This is a genomic window from Rhodococcus sp. IEGM1339, assembly GCF_050321925.1.
Classification (GTDB): Bacteria; Actinomycetota; Actinomycetes; order Mycobacteriales; family Mycobacteriaceae; genus Rhodococcus; species Rhodococcus pyridinivorans.
The window spans coordinates 18,123-36,131 of record NZ_JBNQFT010000004.1; the positions used below are offsets into that span (position 1 = coordinate 18,123).

Annotated in this window: 13 protein-coding genes and 1 pseudogene; 10 read left to right on the plus strand and 4 right to left on the minus strand. The window is 69.4% G+C overall.

Annotated elements, in window-relative coordinates; translation table 11 throughout:
* Positions 1-6: 6 nt before the first annotated feature.
* Positions 7-591: a helix-turn-helix domain-containing protein gene (locus ACQR3U_RS06705; RefSeq protein WP_019287984.1), complete on the minus strand. Its 585-nt coding sequence runs from the start codon at positions 589-591 to the stop codon at positions 7-9.
* Positions 592-639: 48 nt separating this feature from the next.
* Between ACQR3U_RS06705 and ACQR3U_RS06710 the strand changes: the two genes are divergently transcribed.
* Both ACQR3U_RS06710 and ACQR3U_RS06715 read left to right on the plus strand, forming a co-directional pair.
* Positions 640-1,485 (plus strand): class I SAM-dependent methyltransferase, encoded by an 846-nt coding sequence (locus tag ACQR3U_RS06710; RefSeq protein WP_230810036.1) that lies wholly within the window; start codon positions 640-642, stop codon positions 1,483-1,485.
* The gene (locus tag ACQR3U_RS06715) at positions 1,482-2,459 is read left to right on the plus strand and encodes an NAD(P)/FAD-dependent oxidoreductase (protein ID WP_230810037.1); all 978 of its coding nucleotides are present in this window, start codon (positions 1,482-1,484) and stop codon (positions 2,457-2,459) included. Before ACQR3U_RS06710 ends, ACQR3U_RS06715 begins: the two co-directional genes overlap by 4 nt.
* A gap of 65 nt (positions 2,460-2,524) precedes the next feature.
* Here ACQR3U_RS06715 and ACQR3U_RS06720 read toward each other — a convergent pair.
* Positions 2,525-3,982 (minus strand): annotated as a pseudogene (locus ACQR3U_RS06720) (benzaldehyde dehydrogenase).
* Positions 3,983-4,591: 609 nt separating this feature from the next.
* Between ACQR3U_RS06720 and ACQR3U_RS06725 the strand changes: the two are divergent.
* The gene (locus tag ACQR3U_RS06725; RefSeq protein ID WP_230810038.1) at positions 4,592-5,614 is read left to right on the plus strand and encodes an alpha/beta hydrolase; all 1,023 of its coding nucleotides are present in this window, start codon (positions 4,592-4,594) and stop codon (positions 5,612-5,614) included.
* On the opposite strand, the gene ACQR3U_RS06730 is transcribed toward ACQR3U_RS06725, so the two are convergent.
* Both ACQR3U_RS06730 and ACQR3U_RS06735 read right to left on the minus strand, forming a co-directional pair.
* Positions 5,604-6,317 (minus strand): type 1 glutamine amidotransferase domain-containing protein, encoded by a 714-nt coding sequence (locus ACQR3U_RS06730; protein ID WP_230810039.1) that lies wholly within the window; start codon positions 6,315-6,317, stop codon positions 5,604-5,606. The genes ACQR3U_RS06725 and ACQR3U_RS06730 overlap by 11 nt on opposite strands.
* 129 nt (positions 6,318-6,446) lie before the next feature.
* On the minus strand, positions 6,447-7,406 hold the full coding sequence (locus ACQR3U_RS06735) for a ferritin-like domain-containing protein (RefSeq protein WP_230810040.1): 960 nt from the start codon (positions 7,404-7,406) through the stop codon (positions 6,447-6,449).
* A 341-nt stretch (positions 7,407-7,747) separates the two neighbouring features.
* Between ACQR3U_RS06735 and ACQR3U_RS06740 the strand changes: the two genes are divergently transcribed.
* The 7 genes from ACQR3U_RS06740 to recD all read left to right on the plus strand — a co-directional run bounded on the left by ACQR3U_RS06740 (position 7,748) and on the right by recD (position 17,999).
* Positions 7,748-8,083, plus strand: coding sequence for a hypothetical protein (locus ACQR3U_RS06740; RefSeq protein ID WP_230810041.1), 336 nt, complete (start codon positions 7,748-7,750; stop codon positions 8,081-8,083).
* A gap of 66 nt (positions 8,084-8,149) precedes the next feature.
* Positions 8,150-8,650 carry a DUF2505 domain-containing protein gene (locus ACQR3U_RS06745; RefSeq protein ID WP_033097261.1) on the plus strand — a complete coding sequence of 167 codons (501 nt, stop codon included), beginning with the start codon at positions 8,150-8,152 and terminating at the stop codon, positions 8,648-8,650.
* A 165-nt stretch (positions 8,651-8,815) separates the two neighbouring features.
* Positions 8,816-9,013 carry a hypothetical protein gene (locus tag ACQR3U_RS06750; RefSeq protein ID WP_019287992.1) on the plus strand — a complete coding sequence of 66 codons (198 nt, stop codon included), beginning with the start codon at positions 8,816-8,818 and terminating at the stop codon, positions 9,011-9,013.
* A 99-nt stretch (positions 9,014-9,112) separates the two neighbouring features.
* Positions 9,113-9,343 carry an RNA-binding S4 domain-containing protein gene (locus ACQR3U_RS06755; protein ID WP_019287993.1) on the plus strand — a complete coding sequence of 77 codons (231 nt, stop codon included), beginning with the start codon at positions 9,113-9,115 and terminating at the stop codon, positions 9,341-9,343.
* 129 nt (positions 9,344-9,472) lie between these two features.
* Positions 9,473-12,766: an exodeoxyribonuclease V subunit gamma gene (recC, locus tag ACQR3U_RS06760; RefSeq protein ID WP_230810042.1), complete on the plus strand. Its 3,294-nt coding sequence runs from the start codon at positions 9,473-9,475 to the stop codon at positions 12,764-12,766.
* A gap of 14 nt (positions 12,767-12,780) precedes the next feature.
* On the plus strand, positions 12,781-16,113 hold the full coding sequence (locus ACQR3U_RS06765) for a UvrD-helicase domain-containing protein (RefSeq protein ID WP_006550647.1): 3,333 nt from the start codon (positions 12,781-12,783) through the stop codon (positions 16,111-16,113).
* An 8-nt stretch (positions 16,114-16,121) separates the two neighbouring features.
* Entirely contained in the window at positions 16,122-17,999 is a 1,878-nt protein-coding gene (gene recD, locus ACQR3U_RS06770) for an exodeoxyribonuclease V subunit alpha (protein ID WP_024103308.1), read from the plus strand.
* Positions 18,000-18,009: the final 10 nt, after the last annotated feature.

The window sequence follows — 18,009 nt, forward strand, 5'->3', positions numbered from 1 at the left end:
GCCCTTTCAGTGCGATGCGGGGTTGCGCAGGTGCGCACGCTCCCCGTTCTGATCGAGGATCGTGAGGATCTCCACCGGTCCGTCGTGCGCGCTGATGGCGTGCGGTGTCATCGTCGAGAACTCGGCGGCGTTGCCCTCCTGGATGAGGATCGTCCGTTCGCCGAGTTGGAGCCGGGCGGTGCCGGTCAGGACGGTGAACCATTCGTGCCCCGGGTGCACGGGGAGCGTGTCGGCCGGCACCGGCTCCTGCTTCGTGATCCGCATCTTGGCGATGGTGACGCCGCCCAGTGATCGTTCCCGCGACAATAGCCAGGTCGTGTACCCCGGGGTGTCGCACGCCTGGGGCCTGATCACCACGTCCTGGTCCTCGCCGGATTCGACGAGCTGGTCGATCGTGGTGTCGAGTGCCCGCGCGATGGGAACGAGCTGGTCGAGTGCGATCCTGCGACGGCCCGTCTCGATGCGGCTCAGGTTGGACGGGCTGATGTGGCACCGGCCTGCGAGAGTGTCGAGGGTCCACCCCCGCGCGAGCCGCAGGCTGCGGATGCGCTGACGGATGAGTTGGTCCAGATCGGACGATTCTTGCTCCATAGGCAAGAGTGTATGCCGAAACTGGATGACGCGTCCTAACGTGGAGTCATGCACCACCACGCCCACCACGCACCACACGACCACGCGCACGACGAGTCGATGGCCGAGGTGCTCGACCTCGACGCCGCGATGAACCGGCCCTACTTCGAGTCGTTGCTCGACCGGGTCGCCGGACAGCTCGAGCGCGAACCGCGCACCGTCGTCGACATCGGCGCCGGCACAGGAACAGGCACACTCGCCCTGGCGCGCCGGTTCCCCCACGCGCAGCTCGTCGCTCTCGACCGGTCCGCCGGGATGCTCGAACGACTCCGCAAGACCGCCGCGTACAACGGGTTCGGTGATCGGATCCGGACCGTCGAGGCCGACCTCGATGCAGGACTTCCGGCCGTCGGTGCGATCGACCTCGCCTGGGCGGCGCTGTCCCTGCACCACATCGAGGATCCGGATGCAACGCTCCGGCAACTCGCCGAGGCGATGGCACCCGGGGGGACGGTGGTCGTCACCGAGATGGAGTCGCAACCACGATTCCTGCCCGACGACATCGGTATCGGTACACCGGGACTCGAAGCGAGATGTCACCAGGCCGCGGCGTCCCGAGGGTGGAACAGGTGGCCCGACTGGAGCGACAACCTGCGTCGCGCCGGGTTCGGGATGGTCGAGATGCGCCGCGACGAACTCGGTGCCGACGTCGACGACACCGCACGCCGATACGCCCACGCGGTGCTGAGCCGGATGCGGACCGGCCTCGACAACGCCGTGTCCGACGAGGATCTCGACACGCTCGATCGACTCGTCGGCGACGGTCCCGACTCGGTGCTGCACCGGGCAGATCTGGTGGTGCGTGAATCCCGAACCGTGTGGATCGCACAGGCAATCAAGGAGGAGAACCGATGAACACCCAGGAGAACCCCACACCGGACGGTTACGACGTCGTCGTGATCGGCGGCGGCTCCGCCGGACTGAGTGCCGCCACAGCGCTGGCACGCTCACGCCGCTCGGTGCTTGTCGTCGATGCCGGAGAACCGCGCAACGCCCCTGCCGCGGCCGCGCACAACGTGATCGGACACGAAGGCATCGCGCCGACCGAACTGCTGGCTCTCGGACGGAAGGAGGCCGCCGGATACGGCGCCGAAATCCTGTCCGCACGAGCAGAATCCGCTCGTCGCAGCGACACGGGATTCGAGATCGGTCTCTCCGGCGGCACCACCGTGCAGGCACGTCGACTGATCCTCGCGACGGGACTGGTCGACGAGCTGCCCGACCTGCCCGGAGTCCGCGAACTGTGGGGGAAGAGTGTCCTGCACTGCCCGTACTGCCACGGCTGGGAGGTTCGGGACCGGCGCGTCGGCGTGATCTCGTCGGGGCCGATGAGCGTGCACCAGACCCTGTTGTTCCGTCAGCTCAGCGACGACGTCGCCTTCTTCACCCACTCGGCGCCCGCCCTGGAGAGCGAGGCCCGCGACCAGCTCGAGGCGCGCGACGTGCGGATCGTCGACGGCACCGTCGCGGAACTGCGAGCGGACGGCGAGGAGGTCCGTGCCGTGGTGCTCGAGGACGGCACCGAGGTCGAGGTCGACGCCGTGGTGGTCGCACCGCGTTTCGTCGCCCGCGCCGACCTGTACGAGCAGCTCGGCGGAACGGTCACCGACCATCCCGTGGGGACCCTCATCGAGACCGATCCGACGGGGAAGACCGCTCTGCCCGGCGTATGGGCGGCGGGCAACTCCGCCGACCTCTCCGCGGTGGTCGTGGTCGCTGCAGGCGCCGGCGTGATGACAGGGGCGGCCGTGAACGCCGACCTGATCGCGGAGGAGACGGCCGCGGCGGTGGAGGAACGAGCCGCCCGCGGACTCACCTTCGCCGAATAGTCCTGTCGGGCATACGAGAACGGCCGGGCGAGCACACGCTCGCCCGGGCCGATTCGCGATCTGCGTCAGAACGGGTAGGGCGCGATGTCGGGACGCACCGTGACCCACTGGGTCTCGGTGAACGCCTCGATGTTCGCGGCTGGACCGCCGAAACGGGAACCGGTACCGGATGCCCCGACCCCGCCGAAGGGAGCGTTGGCCTCGTCGGCGACGGTCATCTCGTTGATGTGGATCTTGCCCGAGTGGATCCGGTCGGCGATCTTCATCGCTTGTCCCACGTCGCCGACGATGCTCACCGACAGGCCGTACTCGGACGCATTGGCCAGTTCGACGGCCTCGTCCGGGTCGGAGAACTTCAGCACCGGCGCGACGGGACCGAAGATCTCCTGGCCCCAGGCGGGCATCTCGGTGGTCAGATCGGTCAGGACGGTGGGCCGGTAGAACAACCCCTCGTGCGTGCCTCCGGCAGCGAGAGTGCCGCCCGCGGCGACGGTGTCCTGCACGATCGTGTCGATGTTCGCCAGCTGACGCTCGTCGATGATCGGGCCCAGGTGAACCGGGCCGCCTGCGGGATCGCCGACGACGAGCGCATCCGCCTTCGCGGCGAGGGCGCGCACGTAGTCGTCGTAGACGGACTCGTGCACCAAGTGCCGGCCGGTGGTCATGCAGATCTGGCCCTGGTGGAAGAACGATCCCATCGCTCCGACACCGGCAGCGAGATCGACGTCGGCGCCGGGGAGCACGATCATCGCGTTGTTGCCGCCGAGTTCGAGGTGGGTGCGCTTGAGATGTTCCGCGCCGGCCTTGCCGACGTGGCGTCCGGCGGCGGTGGATCCGGTGAACGGGACCACCCGCACCTCGGGAGCATCGACGGTTGCGGCGCCGACGTCACCACCACCGGGCAGCACCTGCAGCACACCGGCGGGTAGTCCGGCCTCCTCGAAGATCCGGGCCACGGCGACACCACCGATGACGGTGGTCCGCGGATCCGGCTTGAGCAGCACCGCATTGCCGAGGGCGAGAGCCGGGGCAACCGAGCGCATCGCGAGCAGCAACGGGAAGTTGAACGGTGCGATCACCGAGACGACGCCGGCGGGCAGGCGGCGCGCGATGGACCAGTGACCGTTGTCCGACGGCAGGTACTCACCGTGCGGATGGGTGGGCAGCGCCGACGCCTCGAAGCACTCGGTGGCGGAACCGAACACCTCCATGGCGGCCTAGTCCGGAATGGACCCGGCCTCGCGGAGTCCCCAGCCGATGAGTTCGTCGGCGTGCTCACGGAACTTCTCGCCGGCGCGACGGAGGATCTCCGCACGCTCGGACGGCGCCGTGGCGGCCCAGGACTTCTGTGCGGCGGCGGCAGCGCGGGCGGCGGCGTAGACGTCATCGGGGTCGGCCAGGCCGATCTCGGCGATTTGTTCCCCGGTCGCGGGGTTGGTGACCTTCGTGGTGCCGCCGTTGCCGGGGCGCCAGCCGTCGAGATGGATCTTTCCCGTCCACAGGGCTTCGTCGAGCAAGGCCATAGGGTTCTCCTCAGCGTGGTCGTCGCCGTCCCGCGCGCGTGGGACACCGATGTGTTCCACGAGTGTGGGAGCGATGACGGCTCGTAGGATCGATTCTTCTCATTCAACGAGAAAGCCCGCGATATCCGTCTACGCACGACGAACACCACGTGCACCGCTCCGCGGCCGAAGGGTCATGAGCGAGCACGATGATCCGAATGGATCTGGCTCTCATGGCAGTGGTCGGCATCGCCGGCACCGTGAGCATCGCGGCTGTACTCGGCCGCGCTGAGCATGCCGGCCCAGGACTTCCGCCGGAACTTCAAGGCCATCAGCGGACTCGGGGTCCTTCTCGTCGTCGTGACCACTGCGGCTGCTCACCATCGCGGCCGAACGCGGGGCCCTGCTCGAGGGCCGGGCGCGCGGTACCTACAGTTCGCAGACGCTCGGTGCGGCCCAGCGCCGCCTCGACCTCGAGGAGACCCGATTGCAGGCGCTGAGCGAACAACCCTGACGGTCGTCTCTCGGCGCGGACGCCCCGCCCGAGAACCCGCATCCCGCCGCACTGTTTGACATGATCGTTCGGTCCGGATCCGCCCGGGCGCGTCGTGACCCGGGTAGGAGTGACAGGTGTCGGAGGGCAGTACGGACAGAGCGCCGCGTCGGCGCGTCGGTCGATGGATCCTGATCGTCTTCGTCGTGGTGCTCGTCGGCGTGGCGGCGGCGTTCGTCCTCACCCCTGTGCCGGGATCACTGGTGGTGCGGAAGGTGTTCGAACGCGACGCGCGGGAGCAGACCGCGAAGCTCGCGGTGGACGCTCCGGAGACGGACTTCGTCGCCGACCTCCACTATCGGGAGGACGACCCGGACGCCTATCTCGACGTGTACACACCGCCGGGGACCACCGAGGCGCTGCCGACGATCGTGTGGACGCACGGTGGCGCGTGGTTGTCGGGTAACCGCACCAACTACGCGGGCTACTACAGGCGTCTCGCGGCCGCCGGATTCACCGTGGTGTCGGTCGGCTACTCGCTCGCACCGGGCCACCGCTATCCGACCCCGGTGCGGCAACTCGTCGATGCACAGCGCTACTTGCTCGAGCACGCCGACGAACTGCACATCGACACCGAGCGGATCGCGCTCGCCGGTGACTCGGCCGGGGCGCAACTGTCCGCGCAGATCGCCGCGGCGATCACCGACCCCGACTACGCCGCGACCCTCGGTGTCGACCCGGCGTTCACTCGGGAGAACGTTCGCGGTGTCGTGCTCAACTGCGGCATCTACGACGTGTCCGCGATCGGTGGGAGCGGCGGGCTGACCGGATGGGGCGTGGAGCAGGCGATGTGGGCCTACACCGGCGCCCGGGAGTTCGCCACTTCGGATGCGGCGGGCCAGATGTCGGTATTGAACTCGGTCACCGAGAACTTCCCGGCCACCTACATCTCCGGTGGCAACGCCGATCCGCTCACCGCCACCCAGTCCGAGAGGCTCGCGCAGCGGCTCACCGGACTGGGTGTGCAGGTGGATGCGTTGTTCTATCCGGACGACCACACACCGGAACTGGCACACGAGTACCAGTTCGATCTGTCGACACCGGATGCGCGTGCCGCGCTCGAGCGGACGATCGATTTCGTCCGCAAGGTCACGACGTAGCGCGCGCGGGGATCTCGGCGACGATGCGTTCGGCGAGCGGCCGCGAGGAGGCCGGGTTCTGGCCCGTATACAGGACGCGGTCGACCACCACGTGCGGCTGCCAGGCGTCCGTGGACGAGAAGACGGCCCCGGCCTCCTGCAGGCGGTCCTGCAGCAACCAGGGTGCCTTGTCGGCCAGTCCCGCCTGGACCTCCTCGACGTTCGTGAACGCCGTCAGGCTGTAACCCTCGAACAACCAGCGACCGCCGGACTCGTGGGCGGGAAGCAGGGCAGCCGGGGCGTGGCACACCATCGCGACCACTTTGTCGGCCTCGACGAAGTGCCGGACGAGTTCACCGAACCGCTCGTCGACGGCCAGATCCTCCATCGGGGCGTGGCCACCGGGCACGAACAGCAGGTCGAAGTCCTCGGCCCGCTGGTCCTCGAGCACCGCCGCACCGGTGAGTACCGGCTGCAGCTTCTCGAGCGACGACTTCAACTCGGCCACGCGGTCCTCACCGCCTGCGGCGTCGGGTTCGAGGCTGGCCTGGTCCACGACGGGCGTGCGGCCGCCCGGAGTGGCAACGGTGATGTCGTAGCCGGCTTCGTCGAAGACGGTGTACGGCTCGACGAGTTCCTCCGCCCAGAAGCCCGTGGGATGGCGGGTGCCGTCCTGCAATGTCCAATGATCGGCGGAGCTGACGGCGAACAGGATGCGGGTCATGGTGTGTCCTCTCTGATGAACGCAGAGGCCGGGTACCCGCTGTGAGCGGGACCGACACCGGCGGTGACGACGGTCGCCGGGCCCACGAGGAACCCGGCGATCGTGTGACGTGACTGGGGGTGCGGCGGATCAGACGCCGACCACCTCCTGCGCGATGGCGGCCAGACGGGTCTGGGCCGCGGAGATCACGCCGTGTCGTGCCTTGTGCGCTTCCTCGTAGGCGACGATCGCCCGGATGTCCGCCGGCTCGGTCAGTTCCTTGACCGCCGCCACGGCCTTCGGGACGGTGAGATCGTCGTAGTTCCGGATCGGCAGCTCCTCCTCGGTGAGGATACCCGAGGCGCTGCGTGCCTTGTGCAGAGCGTCGGCGGTGCCGTCGGCACCTTCACGACGGCTCACGCGCTCGGCCGTCTCGAGAGCCGCATCGCGCGAGGCACCGATGGTCTTGGCTGCGACGTCACCGGCATGCGCGCCGCGCGAGAGCAGCGACTCGATGCGGGGACGCGTCGAGCGGGCGACATCGATCGCTCGATCGATGCTGCGCGCCGACCAGGTGACCGGCGTGTTGACCAGGCGCACCGCTGCGCCGGCCGCGGCCTGCAGAGGAGTGCGACGCAGAGCGGCAGGACCACCGAGCGCCTCCTCCGCGATGACGGTGGTGAGCCACTCGACCGTCGCCGTGTGAGCCGTGATCAGACGGTCCGCCAGCGACACGATCGACTTGTGTCCGCCCGCGATGGCCAGTGCCTTCACGTAGCGGGCACGGTCGAGGAGCTGATGTTCGAGGGCGAGGTCCGACAGCAGTGCTTCGTCGAACGGCTGCGCCTGCTCGGTGAGGGTCTTCACCATGATGGCGGCGCGGCCGATGAACGGCCCGACCACATCGGGAAGTCCGCCCAGATCGCGGATCGCCTCTTCGATCGCCACCGCACGGATGCGGCAGTTCTCGGCGTTCTCGGTCAGCTCCTTGCGTACCGCTTCGGTTCGGGCCTGCGCGACACGCGTTTCGGCGACCTGGGTCTCTGCATGGGTCAGTTCGTGGAGAGTGCGCAACTGGGTGAGCAACGCGGGAGTTCGGTTCTCGGTCATCGTGCGTTCGCCTCCTTCGCACTGGAAGAGTCGGTGATCTACCGACGAATTCACATCCATCGAGAAATGACGTGACAACTGTCGGCTACCCGAGCTCCGTAACTGCTAACGTCTATGTGATCCATAACACACCCTCTGGTCGGGTTCGTTGCTGCAGTGACCACTCGGCGCACGCGAGTCGCACGGGTCTCGGTTTGAGCCGGTTACTCGCGGGGAAACTTCGGAGCACACCTTGACGTGAGAGATCGAGGCCGGGACGAGACGCGGTCCGCCTGACTCCTCAGGTGATCGGCGACCGTGAGACGGCCGCAAGCAGCACAAAGGAAAGCGGGGACGACACGATGACCACGGCAGCACCCGTCATGCCCACGGACGTGATCACCGCTCCGGCGACGGTTGCTCCGTCGCAGTCGGCCGACATTCCGGCGCAGACGATCGACGCGCGGTCCGTCGAGGCCCCGCCGTCGGCCGCCGTGGCGTCGAGGGAGGTGGAACCTCCGGTGACGGAGGAGATGCCGGCCCTGCTCGAGCACCCGATCGCGGGCGTGCTGATGTTCGTCGTCCTCGCCGTCTGCGGATTCGCAGCCGCCGCGGTGGTCGCAGGATCCCTGGCGGCCGGGCTCGCTCTGGTGGGTGTCGTCGGAGGAGCGGCGGCGACCCTCGTCGCTGTTCTCTGACGTGGCAGAACGACACCGGTAGGCCCGTTTCGTCCAGATCCGAGCGGGAGGATATCGTCTCCGGTCATGTCCAAGGAATTCGTTTTCACGTCCACGCTCGACCACAGCGTCGAACGCGTCCACGGCGCTTTGACCAGCGAGGACTTCTGGAACAGCCGACTGGCTGCGAGCCAGACCGGCGTGGCGCAGCTCGAGGTCGGCTCCGGTCCCGGGACCTTCCGCGCGAAGGTCTCCGACCAGATCGACACCTCCGCGCTGCCCGCGGTCGTCCGGGGCGTGGTGCGAGGACCTCTGATCATCGAGCGCACCGACGAATGGGGCGGACTCGGGGACGGTACGGCGCAGGGAACCCTCGCCGGCAGCACGTCGGGGCTGCCGATCACGATCGCGGCCCGTTCGGAGCTTCGTGGCAACGCGGACGGCGGTACCGAGATCGAGGTGCGTGGCGAGGCCACCGTCAAGGTTCCCGTCGTCGGTGGGCAGATCGAGGGCCTGATCGTCCAGCTCGTCGAGAACATCGTCCAGAACGATCGGACCGACCTCGACAAGTGGCTCACGGAGAACTGATTCGCAGGGGCGCCCGATCGATCGGCTTCCGATCGACGGATCATCTGGTCCGATGCCGTCGTTCCTCTTCCGAGGTACGGCGGCATCGTCGTTCCCGCCGGATTCGTCGGCGACACACCGGGTCAGGTCGTTGAAGAGGGGTGTGACCCAGGACACCATCGGATCATGTCGATGCCGTGGGACGAGGACGGCGGCTACGCGTGGGAACGCCGCGAGGCCGGATACACCTGGGAGCAGATCGGCAGCGAACTCGGTTGCCCTGCCCATGTCGCACAGAATCTGGGGGAGCGCTACCGCGCGGATATCACTGCCGAGATGACGAGGAACCAGTTGTCGTTGTTCGACATCTCGACCGAGACCTGAATCCCGGCCGCCGGTGTTCGCCGTGTGTTCATCGGATGTGCACCCGCACGGACCCCGTGTGAGGAGGCATCGTCTCCTCCGGAGGGGACCGTAGGTGTCATGGAGGCACTCGTGCGCGACTCCCTGTTCGGTTTCCTCCAGGAGAGCGGACTGGCCGGCTCGGGCGGTGAAGCGGCGGCGCTGCTCATGGAAGGTCTCGTCCGCGTCAATCATCGCCAGGTCCGCAGTCCCCGTACTCCACTTCGTGCCGGGGACGTCGTCTCGATCGCGGGTACGCGATCGATGGCGGTCTTCGGAGTCTCTCCCGGCGGGGTTCGTCCCGTCCTGTAGCTCGTCCGTCGCACGGAGCGCCCGCAACCTCCGGCACGGAGCACTCGCGACCTGCGACGCAGTCGCCTGTCCGGGCGGTGTGATAAGCCGTACCGGACGGGAACGAGCGACGACGAGGGGGAGCGACGCGTGCTGATACTGCACCGTGCCGAGCGCACCGGCATCCTGGCGGATGCGCTGGCCGAGGTGCTCGCCGAGCCCCTCGACGATCCGTTCGCGCGGGAGGTCGTCGCGGTGCCCGCGCGCGGTGTCGAAAGATGGCTCACCCAGCGGTTGTCGGGAATGCTCGGTTCCTCCGCCGGCGACGGGGTGGCCGCCAACATCGATTTCCCGTCCCCGTCCCGCCTCGTCGACGAAGCGCTCGCCGCGGCCTCCGGCATCACCGCCGACGACGATCCGTGGCATCCCTCCCGCATGTTGTGGTCGCTGCTCGGGGTGATCGACGAGTGCGTCGGCGAACCGTGGTGCGCCACCCTCGCGCGGCATCTCGGTCACGGCGCCGACGACCACCGGGCCGGACGCCGGTACGCCACCGCAGCGCATCTCGCCGGCCTTCTCCGCAGTTACGGACTCCAGCGCCCCGGGATGATCTCCCAGTGGGCGGCGGGGAACGACACCGACGGCACGGGTGCGCCTCTCGACGACCATCTGCGTTGGCAAGCCGAGCTGTGGCGACGGCTGCGCGCCCGCAGCGGCGTCGACAGCCCGTCGCAGCGACTCGACGAACTGTGCGGCCGGCTGCGAGACGACCCCGACGTCGTCGACCTGCCCGAACGACTCTCGATCTTCGGTCCCACCCGCCTCGACACCGTCCTCGTCGAGGTGCTGACCGCGCTCGGGCACCACCGCGACGTGCACATCTGGCTTCCGCATCCGAGCCCGGTGATGTGGGACGGACTGACCCGGCGTCCGGAGTCGATGCGTCGCGCCGACGACCACAGCGCTCTCGGGGTGCAGCACCCGCTGCTGGCCGCGCTCGGCCGCGACGTGCGCGAACTTCAGAGCCGGCTCTCCGGCCTCGAGTGCACCGACCTTCCGCATCCCTCACCCCGGCCGCCGGCGACGCTCCTCGGCCGGTTGCAGGCCGATCTCCGCGACGACCGCGCCCCCGCACACGGATCGGCCGCGCCCGACGGGACCGTGATGATCCATGCCTGCCACGGCCCCACCCGGCAGGTCGAGGTGCTCCGAGAGTGCCTGCTGCACCTGTTCCGCGATGACCCCACGCTCGAACCGCGCGACGTCGTCGTCATGTGCCCCGACGTCGAGACGTACGCGCCGCTCGTCCATGCCGCCTTCGGTGCCGGGGTCGGCGAGCATCCCGGCCACACGCTGCGGGTCCGTCTCGCCGATCGCGGCCTGCGCCGCACCGATCCGATCCTTGCGGTGGTGTCCGAACTGCTCGCGCTCGCCGACGGCCGGGTCACCGCCAGCGAAGTCCTCGACCTCGCCGCGTCGGCTCCGGTGCGCCGCAAGTTCGGATTCGACGACGACGAACTCGAACGCCTGCAGGAGTGGACCACCGAGACCGGTGCCCGTTGGGGTCTCGGCCCGTGGCAGCGCAAGAGTTTCGGTCTCGGCGACTTCATGCAGAACACTTTCGGTGCGGCACTCGACCGTATCCTGCTCGGTGTCGCCGCAGACGGCGCGGACGGGGAGTGGCTGTCCCTGTCGCTGCCCCTCGACGACGTCGACAGCAACGACATCGACCTCGCCGGGCGGTTCGCCGAGTTCATCGACCGGCTGACGGTGGTGCTGCTCCGGCTGCGCGGCCCGCACCCGGCGGGGCGGTGGTCGGACGAACTCGGTTACGGCATCGATCTGCTCGCCGACGTTCCCGCCGCCGATACATGGCAGCTCACCCGCGCGCGGCGCGAGATCGGCGACGCCGTCGCGCACGCCGGCGACACGCAGTTGTCCCTGAGCGACGTCCGGTCCATGCTCTCCTCCCGGCTCGCCGGGCGTCCGTCGCGCTCGAACTTCCGTACCGGCGAACTGACCGTGTGCACGATGGTGCCGATGCGCTCGGTGCCCCATCGCGTGGTAGTTCTCCTCGGTCTCGACGACGACGTCTTCCCCCGCACGGCCCACATCGACGGCGACGATGTCCTGACCCAGAATCCCTGTGTGGGAGAGCGTGATCCGCGCAGCGAGGACCGGCAGCTGCTGCTCGACGCGCTGATGGCCGCGGAGGAGCGTGTGCTGTTGTTCCACACCGGCGCCGACGCCGTCACCGGAGCACTGCGCCCACCGGCGATTCCGCTCACCGAGGTGCGCGACGTGGTGTCGACGATGACGGGAGTCGACGTCGACGACGAGCGCATCGTGCGGCGACATCCCCTGCAGCCCTTCGATCCGCGCAATTTCCGGGCCGACGACCCGTTCGGGTTCGGTGTCACCGCACTCGCGGGAGCCCGTGCCGGACAAGAAGGTTCGGTGGAGCGCGACCGGTCGGGTGCGCTCCTCGTCGACGACCTTCCGGCCCCGGCACGCACCGATGTCGATCTCGACGAACTCGTTTCCTTCCTGACACATCCGACCCAGGGATTCCTCCGGCAGCGACTCGGTCTGCGGATCCCCGACACCGACGAGGGCATCGCCGACGCACTCGACGTCGAACTCGACGGTCTCGCCCAGTGGCAACTGGGCGACCGCATGCTCGAAGCGCGATTGGCGGGCATGTCCGCGGGTGCCTTCCAGGACGCGGAATGGCGTCGCGGCACGCTCCCGCCGTTCGCGCTCGGCCGCAGGACCCTCGACGCGGTGAGCGACAACGTCGACCGCCTCGTGCACGCCTGCGCCGGTGTGCACACCGGGCAGGCCCGCACCGTCGACATCCGCGTCGATCTCGGCGACGGTCGTCGGCTCACCGGCACCGTCGGAGGTGTACACGGCGAGGTACTGGCCCGCAGCACCTATTCCAAGCTGTCCCCGAAACACCGGCTGGAAGCATGGATCCGGTTGCTCGCCGTCGTCGCCTCGGGTCATCCCGGACAGTGGCGTGCGGTGACCACCGGGCGCAGCCGTTCGCGCTCGTATCCGGCCTGGCGCTCGACCCTTCTGGCTCCCGCCGATCCCGTCGCGCTGCTCGCCGCACTCGTCGATCTGCGCGATCGTGGACTGTGCCGGCCGCTGCCGCTCGTGACGGGCGCGTCGGCCGAGTACGCCGATCGCCGCCACCGCGGTGATTCCGTGGAGATGGCACTGTCGGCCGCCGGGAAGGCGTTCGGTGGCGCGTTCGGCGACGGCAAGGACCGTCACGTGCAGTATCTGTACGGGCCCGACGTCACGTTCGGGCAGCTCACCGCCGACGCACCGGAGGGTGTCGAGGCCGGCTGGTTCGACGACCCCACCCGTTTCGGTGTGCTCGCCCGACGGTTGTGGGAACCCCTGCTCGCCTCCGAGAACCAGGGACGCCCGTGAGAGAAGGACGCAGCGTGCCCGATACCGCCATCACCGATCCGCGCGCCGCGGGCGGTCCGCCGCCGGCAGGCTTCGATCTGCTCGGCCGGCTCCCGAGCGGCACCACCGTTCTCGAGGCCAGCGCGGGAACGGGGAAGACGTACGCGATCGTCGGGCTCGCCACCCGGTTCGTCGCCGAAGGGCGCGCCCACCTGTCGGATCTGCTGCTCGTCACCTTCAGCCGGGCTGCGACGCAGGAACTGCGCGAACGTACCCGGAACCGGTTCGCGCAGGTCGCCACCGCCCTCGCCGATCCCGAGAGTGCGCGGGCGAGCACCGACATGCTCGTCCGTCATCTCGCGAGCGAGGACGTCGACGCGCGGCGGGCCCGCCTACGACAGGCGTTGTCCGACTTCGACTCCGGCACCATTTCCACCACGCACGGCTTCTGCCGCCGCATGCTCGACGAACTCGGGATCGCCGGTGAACGCGAACCCGACGTCACGGTCGTCGAGGACGTCGACGACCTGCGGGTGGAGGTCGTCGACGATCTCTACCTGCGGCGCTACGGCAGGGGACAGGCCCCCATCACCTACGCCGAGGCGGCCGTCGCCGCGAAGGAGGCAATCTTCGACCCGCAGGCCGAACTCGCACCGAACGACGCCGACGGCACCGCGGCAGGCGAGCGTGTGGAATTCGCGCGTGCGGTCCGCGAGGAGGTCGAACGGCGCAAGCGCCGGCTCGGACTGCGCGACTTCGACGACCAGTTGTCCCTACTGCACGCGGTGCTCGGCGATCCGGAGCACGGCGACGCCGCCTGCCGGCGGATGCGTGCGCGCTTCTCCGTCGTCCTCGTCGACGAGTTCCAGGACACCGACCCCAAGCAGTGGGAGATCCTGCGCCGGGCGTTCCACGGGCACAGCACGCTCGTGCTCGTCGGCGACCCGAAACAGGCGATCTACGCCTTCCGCGGCGCGGAGGTGCTCAGCTATCTCGACGCCGTCTCCGAATCCGACACCTACTGCGAGCTGACCACCAATTGGCGCAGCGACGGCGATCTCGTCCGGGCGCTCGAACACGTCCATCTCGGTGCGGCTCTCGGTGATCCCCGCATCGTGGTGAACCCGGTGAAGGCGGCAGCCGCCGATTCCCGGCTCTCGGGTATCGCGCCCCTGCGGGTGCGTCACCTGCCCCGCGCCGGTGCCGGTCCGCTCAACGACTGGGGTTTCCCGCAGAACCTCGACGGCTTACGTGGGCGGGTCGCTCGCGACGTGGCGGCCGACATCGTGCGCCTGCTCGACGACGAGAACGTCACCGTCGACCTCGGTTCCGGGCCCGAGCGTGTGCAACCCGGGCACATCGCGGTCCTCGTGCGCAAACACAAACAGGTGACGCTCGTCCACGACGCGCTGACGAAGGCGAACGTGCCGTGCGTGGTCGCCGGGGGCACGAGTGTGTTCGCCACACCGTCCGCACAGCACTGGCTGTGGGTTCTCTATGCGCTCGAGCAGCCCCATCGCGCCGATCGCGTCCGGCTCGCCGCGCTCACCCCGCTGCTCGGCCGCACGATGACCGACATCGATTCGGAGGGCGAAGCGCTGGTCGTGGAGGTCGGCGGACTGCTCCGCGAACTGAACGACGTCTACGCCCGCACCGGCTTCGCCGCCGTCTTCGAACGCCTCGCGTCCTTCGGTTCGGTCGAGGCCCGCCTCCTCGATCAGCCGTCCGGGGAACGCACCCTCACAGACATCCGGCACGTCGCACAGCTGCTCGAGGACGTCGCCTCGGCACAGTCGCTGGGGCTGGCCGCACTCACCCGCTGGCTCGAGGATCGCATCAACGACCCCGACCGAGGTGGAGCCGACCGGATCCGGCGCCTCGACAGCGACGCCGCGGCGGTCCAGATCCTCACCGTGCACGGCAGCAAGGGACTCGAATTCCCCGTCGTCCACGTCCCGTACGGGTGGGATGCCGCGAAGAACCCCGAGCCCGACAAGCTGCTGCTGCACGAGAACGGCCGACGCATCCTCGATGTGGGCGGCAAGAGCGGTCCCGGTTATGTCGCGCGGCGGCGTCAGCACGAACTCGAGGAGGCGGGAGAGGAACTGCGCCTGCTGTACGTGGCGGTGACGCGCGCGCAGTGTGCGCTCACCCTCTGGTGGGCGCCGTCCACCCCCACCTCGCGGTCTCCGCTGCACCGATTGCTGTTCGCCCGCGATCCCGGTTCGGCAGAGGTCTCCGCGGAAGGCCGGATCGGCCACGACGAGGCCATGGCCGAGGAATTCGACCGGTGGGCCGCGCGCGCCGACGGGGTCATCGCCGCCGAAGCAGTCGGGCCGCACCCGATTCCGGTGTTGCGCTGGACCCGCCCCCGCGTGGAGACCGGCCCACTCGCCGCCGCGCGCTTCGATCGGGTCGTCGACGAGAACTGGCGCAGGACCTCCTATTCGGCGCTCACCGCCTCGGTGCACGATGCGCCCGTGGTGAGCGGTGAGGTGGAGGAACCGGTGACGACCGACGAGCCTGCCGAGCCTCCGCTGAGCGCACCGGAAGCGGCGCGCGAAGGCATTCCGTCACCGATGAACGGACTGCCCGGCGGCACGATCTTCGGCACGCTGGTGCACGCCGTCCTCGAGGTCGTCGACACCTCCGCCGCCGACCTCGAGGCCGAACTACTCGACTGCTGCCACGAGACGGTGCGACGCCAGATGTCGCCGATCGACCCCGTCCAGCTCGCGGCGGCGTTGCTCCCGGTGATGCGCACCCCGCTCGGGCCACTCGGCCGGACCCTCGCCGACTTCACGCCGTCCGACCGGCTCTCCGAACTCGACTTCGAGTTGCCGCTCACCGGAGGCGACAGCCCGGTGCCCGTCACCGTCACCCTCGACGCGGTCGGTGGGTTGCTGCGCCGGCACCTGCCCGCCGACGATCCGATGGCGACCTACGCCGATCTGGTGCGCACCCTCGAGTCCGTGCCGCTGCGGGGTTACCTCAACGGCAGTATCGACGCCGTGCTGCGCACCGACGGTCCGCGATTCGTCGTCGTCGACTACAAGACCAACCGGCTCGCGCCCGTCGACGAACTGACCACCGCCCACTACACCCGCGAGTCGATGGCGGCGGAGATGCTCCGCGCGCACTATCCGATGCAGGCTCTGCTCTATTCCGTTGCCCTGCACCGTTATCTGCGGTGGCGGATGCGCGACTACGACCCGCACGTCCACCTCGGTGGTGTGCAGTACCTGTTCGTCCGCGGCATGGCCGGACCGGACAGTCCACCCGGCAGCGGCGTGTTCGACTGGCATCCGCCGGCCGATCTCGTCACCGACCTGTCCGACCTCCTCGCCGGAAAGGCCATGATTTCGTGATCGAGTCCATGACCGACGTTCGGATCGCCCAGCGCGGCAAGGGCGCTCTGCGGCAGTTCAACGAGGTGGGCGCACTCTCCGCCGCCGACGTGCACGTCGCCCTGCGACTCGCGGCGCTCGGCGGCGAGGACGACCCGCACGTGCATCTCGCCACCGCGCTGGCAGTGCGTGCCGTGCGATCCGGGTCGGTGTGCCTCGACCTCACCCGTTTCCGCGAGGTCACGGTCGACGAGGACGCGGACGGCCATCCCGTCGTCGACCCCGCGAGCCTGCCGTGGCCTCGCGACGAGGACGTGCTCGCGGCGCTGCGTCGCAGCCCCCTCGTGGTCGGTGGCGACCGCGGACCTCTGCGTCCGCTGCGTCTCGTCGATACCGCGGAAGGTCCGCTGCTGTATCTCGACCGGTACTTCCGGCAGGAGCAGACGATCCGCCGGGTGCTCGCCGAGCGCACGGCGACGTTCCCCGACCTCGACGAGGAGCGCATCGCGGCGACACTCGACGAGCTGTTCCACCATCCCGACGATCCCTCCCGGCCCGCGCCGGCACCCGATCGTCAGCGCGTCGCGGCGGCACTCGCCGCCACCCGACCGACCACGGTGATCGCGGGCGGGCCGGGCACCGGCAAGACCCACACCGTGGCGCGGATCCTCGCGCTGCTCACCCGCCTGTACGGACACGAACTGCGCATCGGCCTGGCCGCTCCCACCGGCAAGGCCGCTGCGCGCCTCCAGGAATCGGTGCGCGAGCAGGAGACCGAGCTGGGTCTGCCGCCGAATCTCACCGCCATGACCGTGCACCGGATGCTCGGCTGGCAGCGCGGCCGCACCCGCTTCCGCTACCACGCGGGCAACCACCTGCCGTACGACGTGATCGTCGTCGACGAGACGTCGATGGTGTCGCTGACGATGATGTGCCGCCTGCTCGAGGCGGTGCGGCCCGACACCCGGCTCGTCCTCGTGGGCGACCCCGACCAGCTCGCCTCGGTCGACGCCGGTGCTGTGCTTGCCGACCTCGTGGGGCGCCCGGTCAGCGGCACCCTCGATCCGGTCTTCGAACGGGTCGTCGCCCGCGATGTGGCGGCCGCCGACGACCCCGCCGAGGCGGCCTTCACTCCGGCCCAACGCGCCCGGCTCGGTGGCGGTGTCGTGCGGCTGAGCCGCGGCCGCCGCTTCGGTGGTGCGATCGCCGAGCTGGCGGTGGCCGTCCGCAAGGGCGCCGGCGACGAGGTGCTCGACATCCTGCGCAGGGGCGACCCGGAGGTCTCGTTCGTGGCCCCCTCCGACCTCGACGCCCTACGCGACGACATCGTCCGCTCCGCCGCCGAGGTCACCAAGTCCGCCGAGACGGGGGACGTCGAGACGGCGCTGAAGCGGTTCGAGGAACATCGGTTGCTGTGCGCGCACCGCGACGGCCCGGCCGGCGTGCAGTGGTGGGCGCGGCAGGCCGCCGAGTGGATCGGGGAGGCCGCGGGGCAGCGACTCGATCCCGAGAGCTGGTATCCGGGCCGGCCGTTGCTCGTCACCGCGAACGACCATGACATGCAGATCTACAACGGCGACACCGGCGTGGTCGTGCGGCGCGGCGACGAACTCGTCGCGGCGTTCGCACGCGGCGAGACGCCGTTCGAACTGCGCCCGAGTCAGCTCCCGGCGGTGAGCACCGTCTACGCGATGACGATCCACCGCAGCCAGGGCAGTCAGTACGGCACCGTCTCGGTGGTGCTGCCCGATTCGGGATCGGCGCTGCTCACCCGCGAACTGCTGTACACCGCGATCACGCGTGCGCGGTCGCACGTGCGGATCATCGGGACCGAGGATGCGGTACGCGCGGGCGTGGCACGGCAGGTGCTCCGAGCGAGTGGGCTGCGGCGGGAGATCCGCGTGTAGCCGGTCGGTC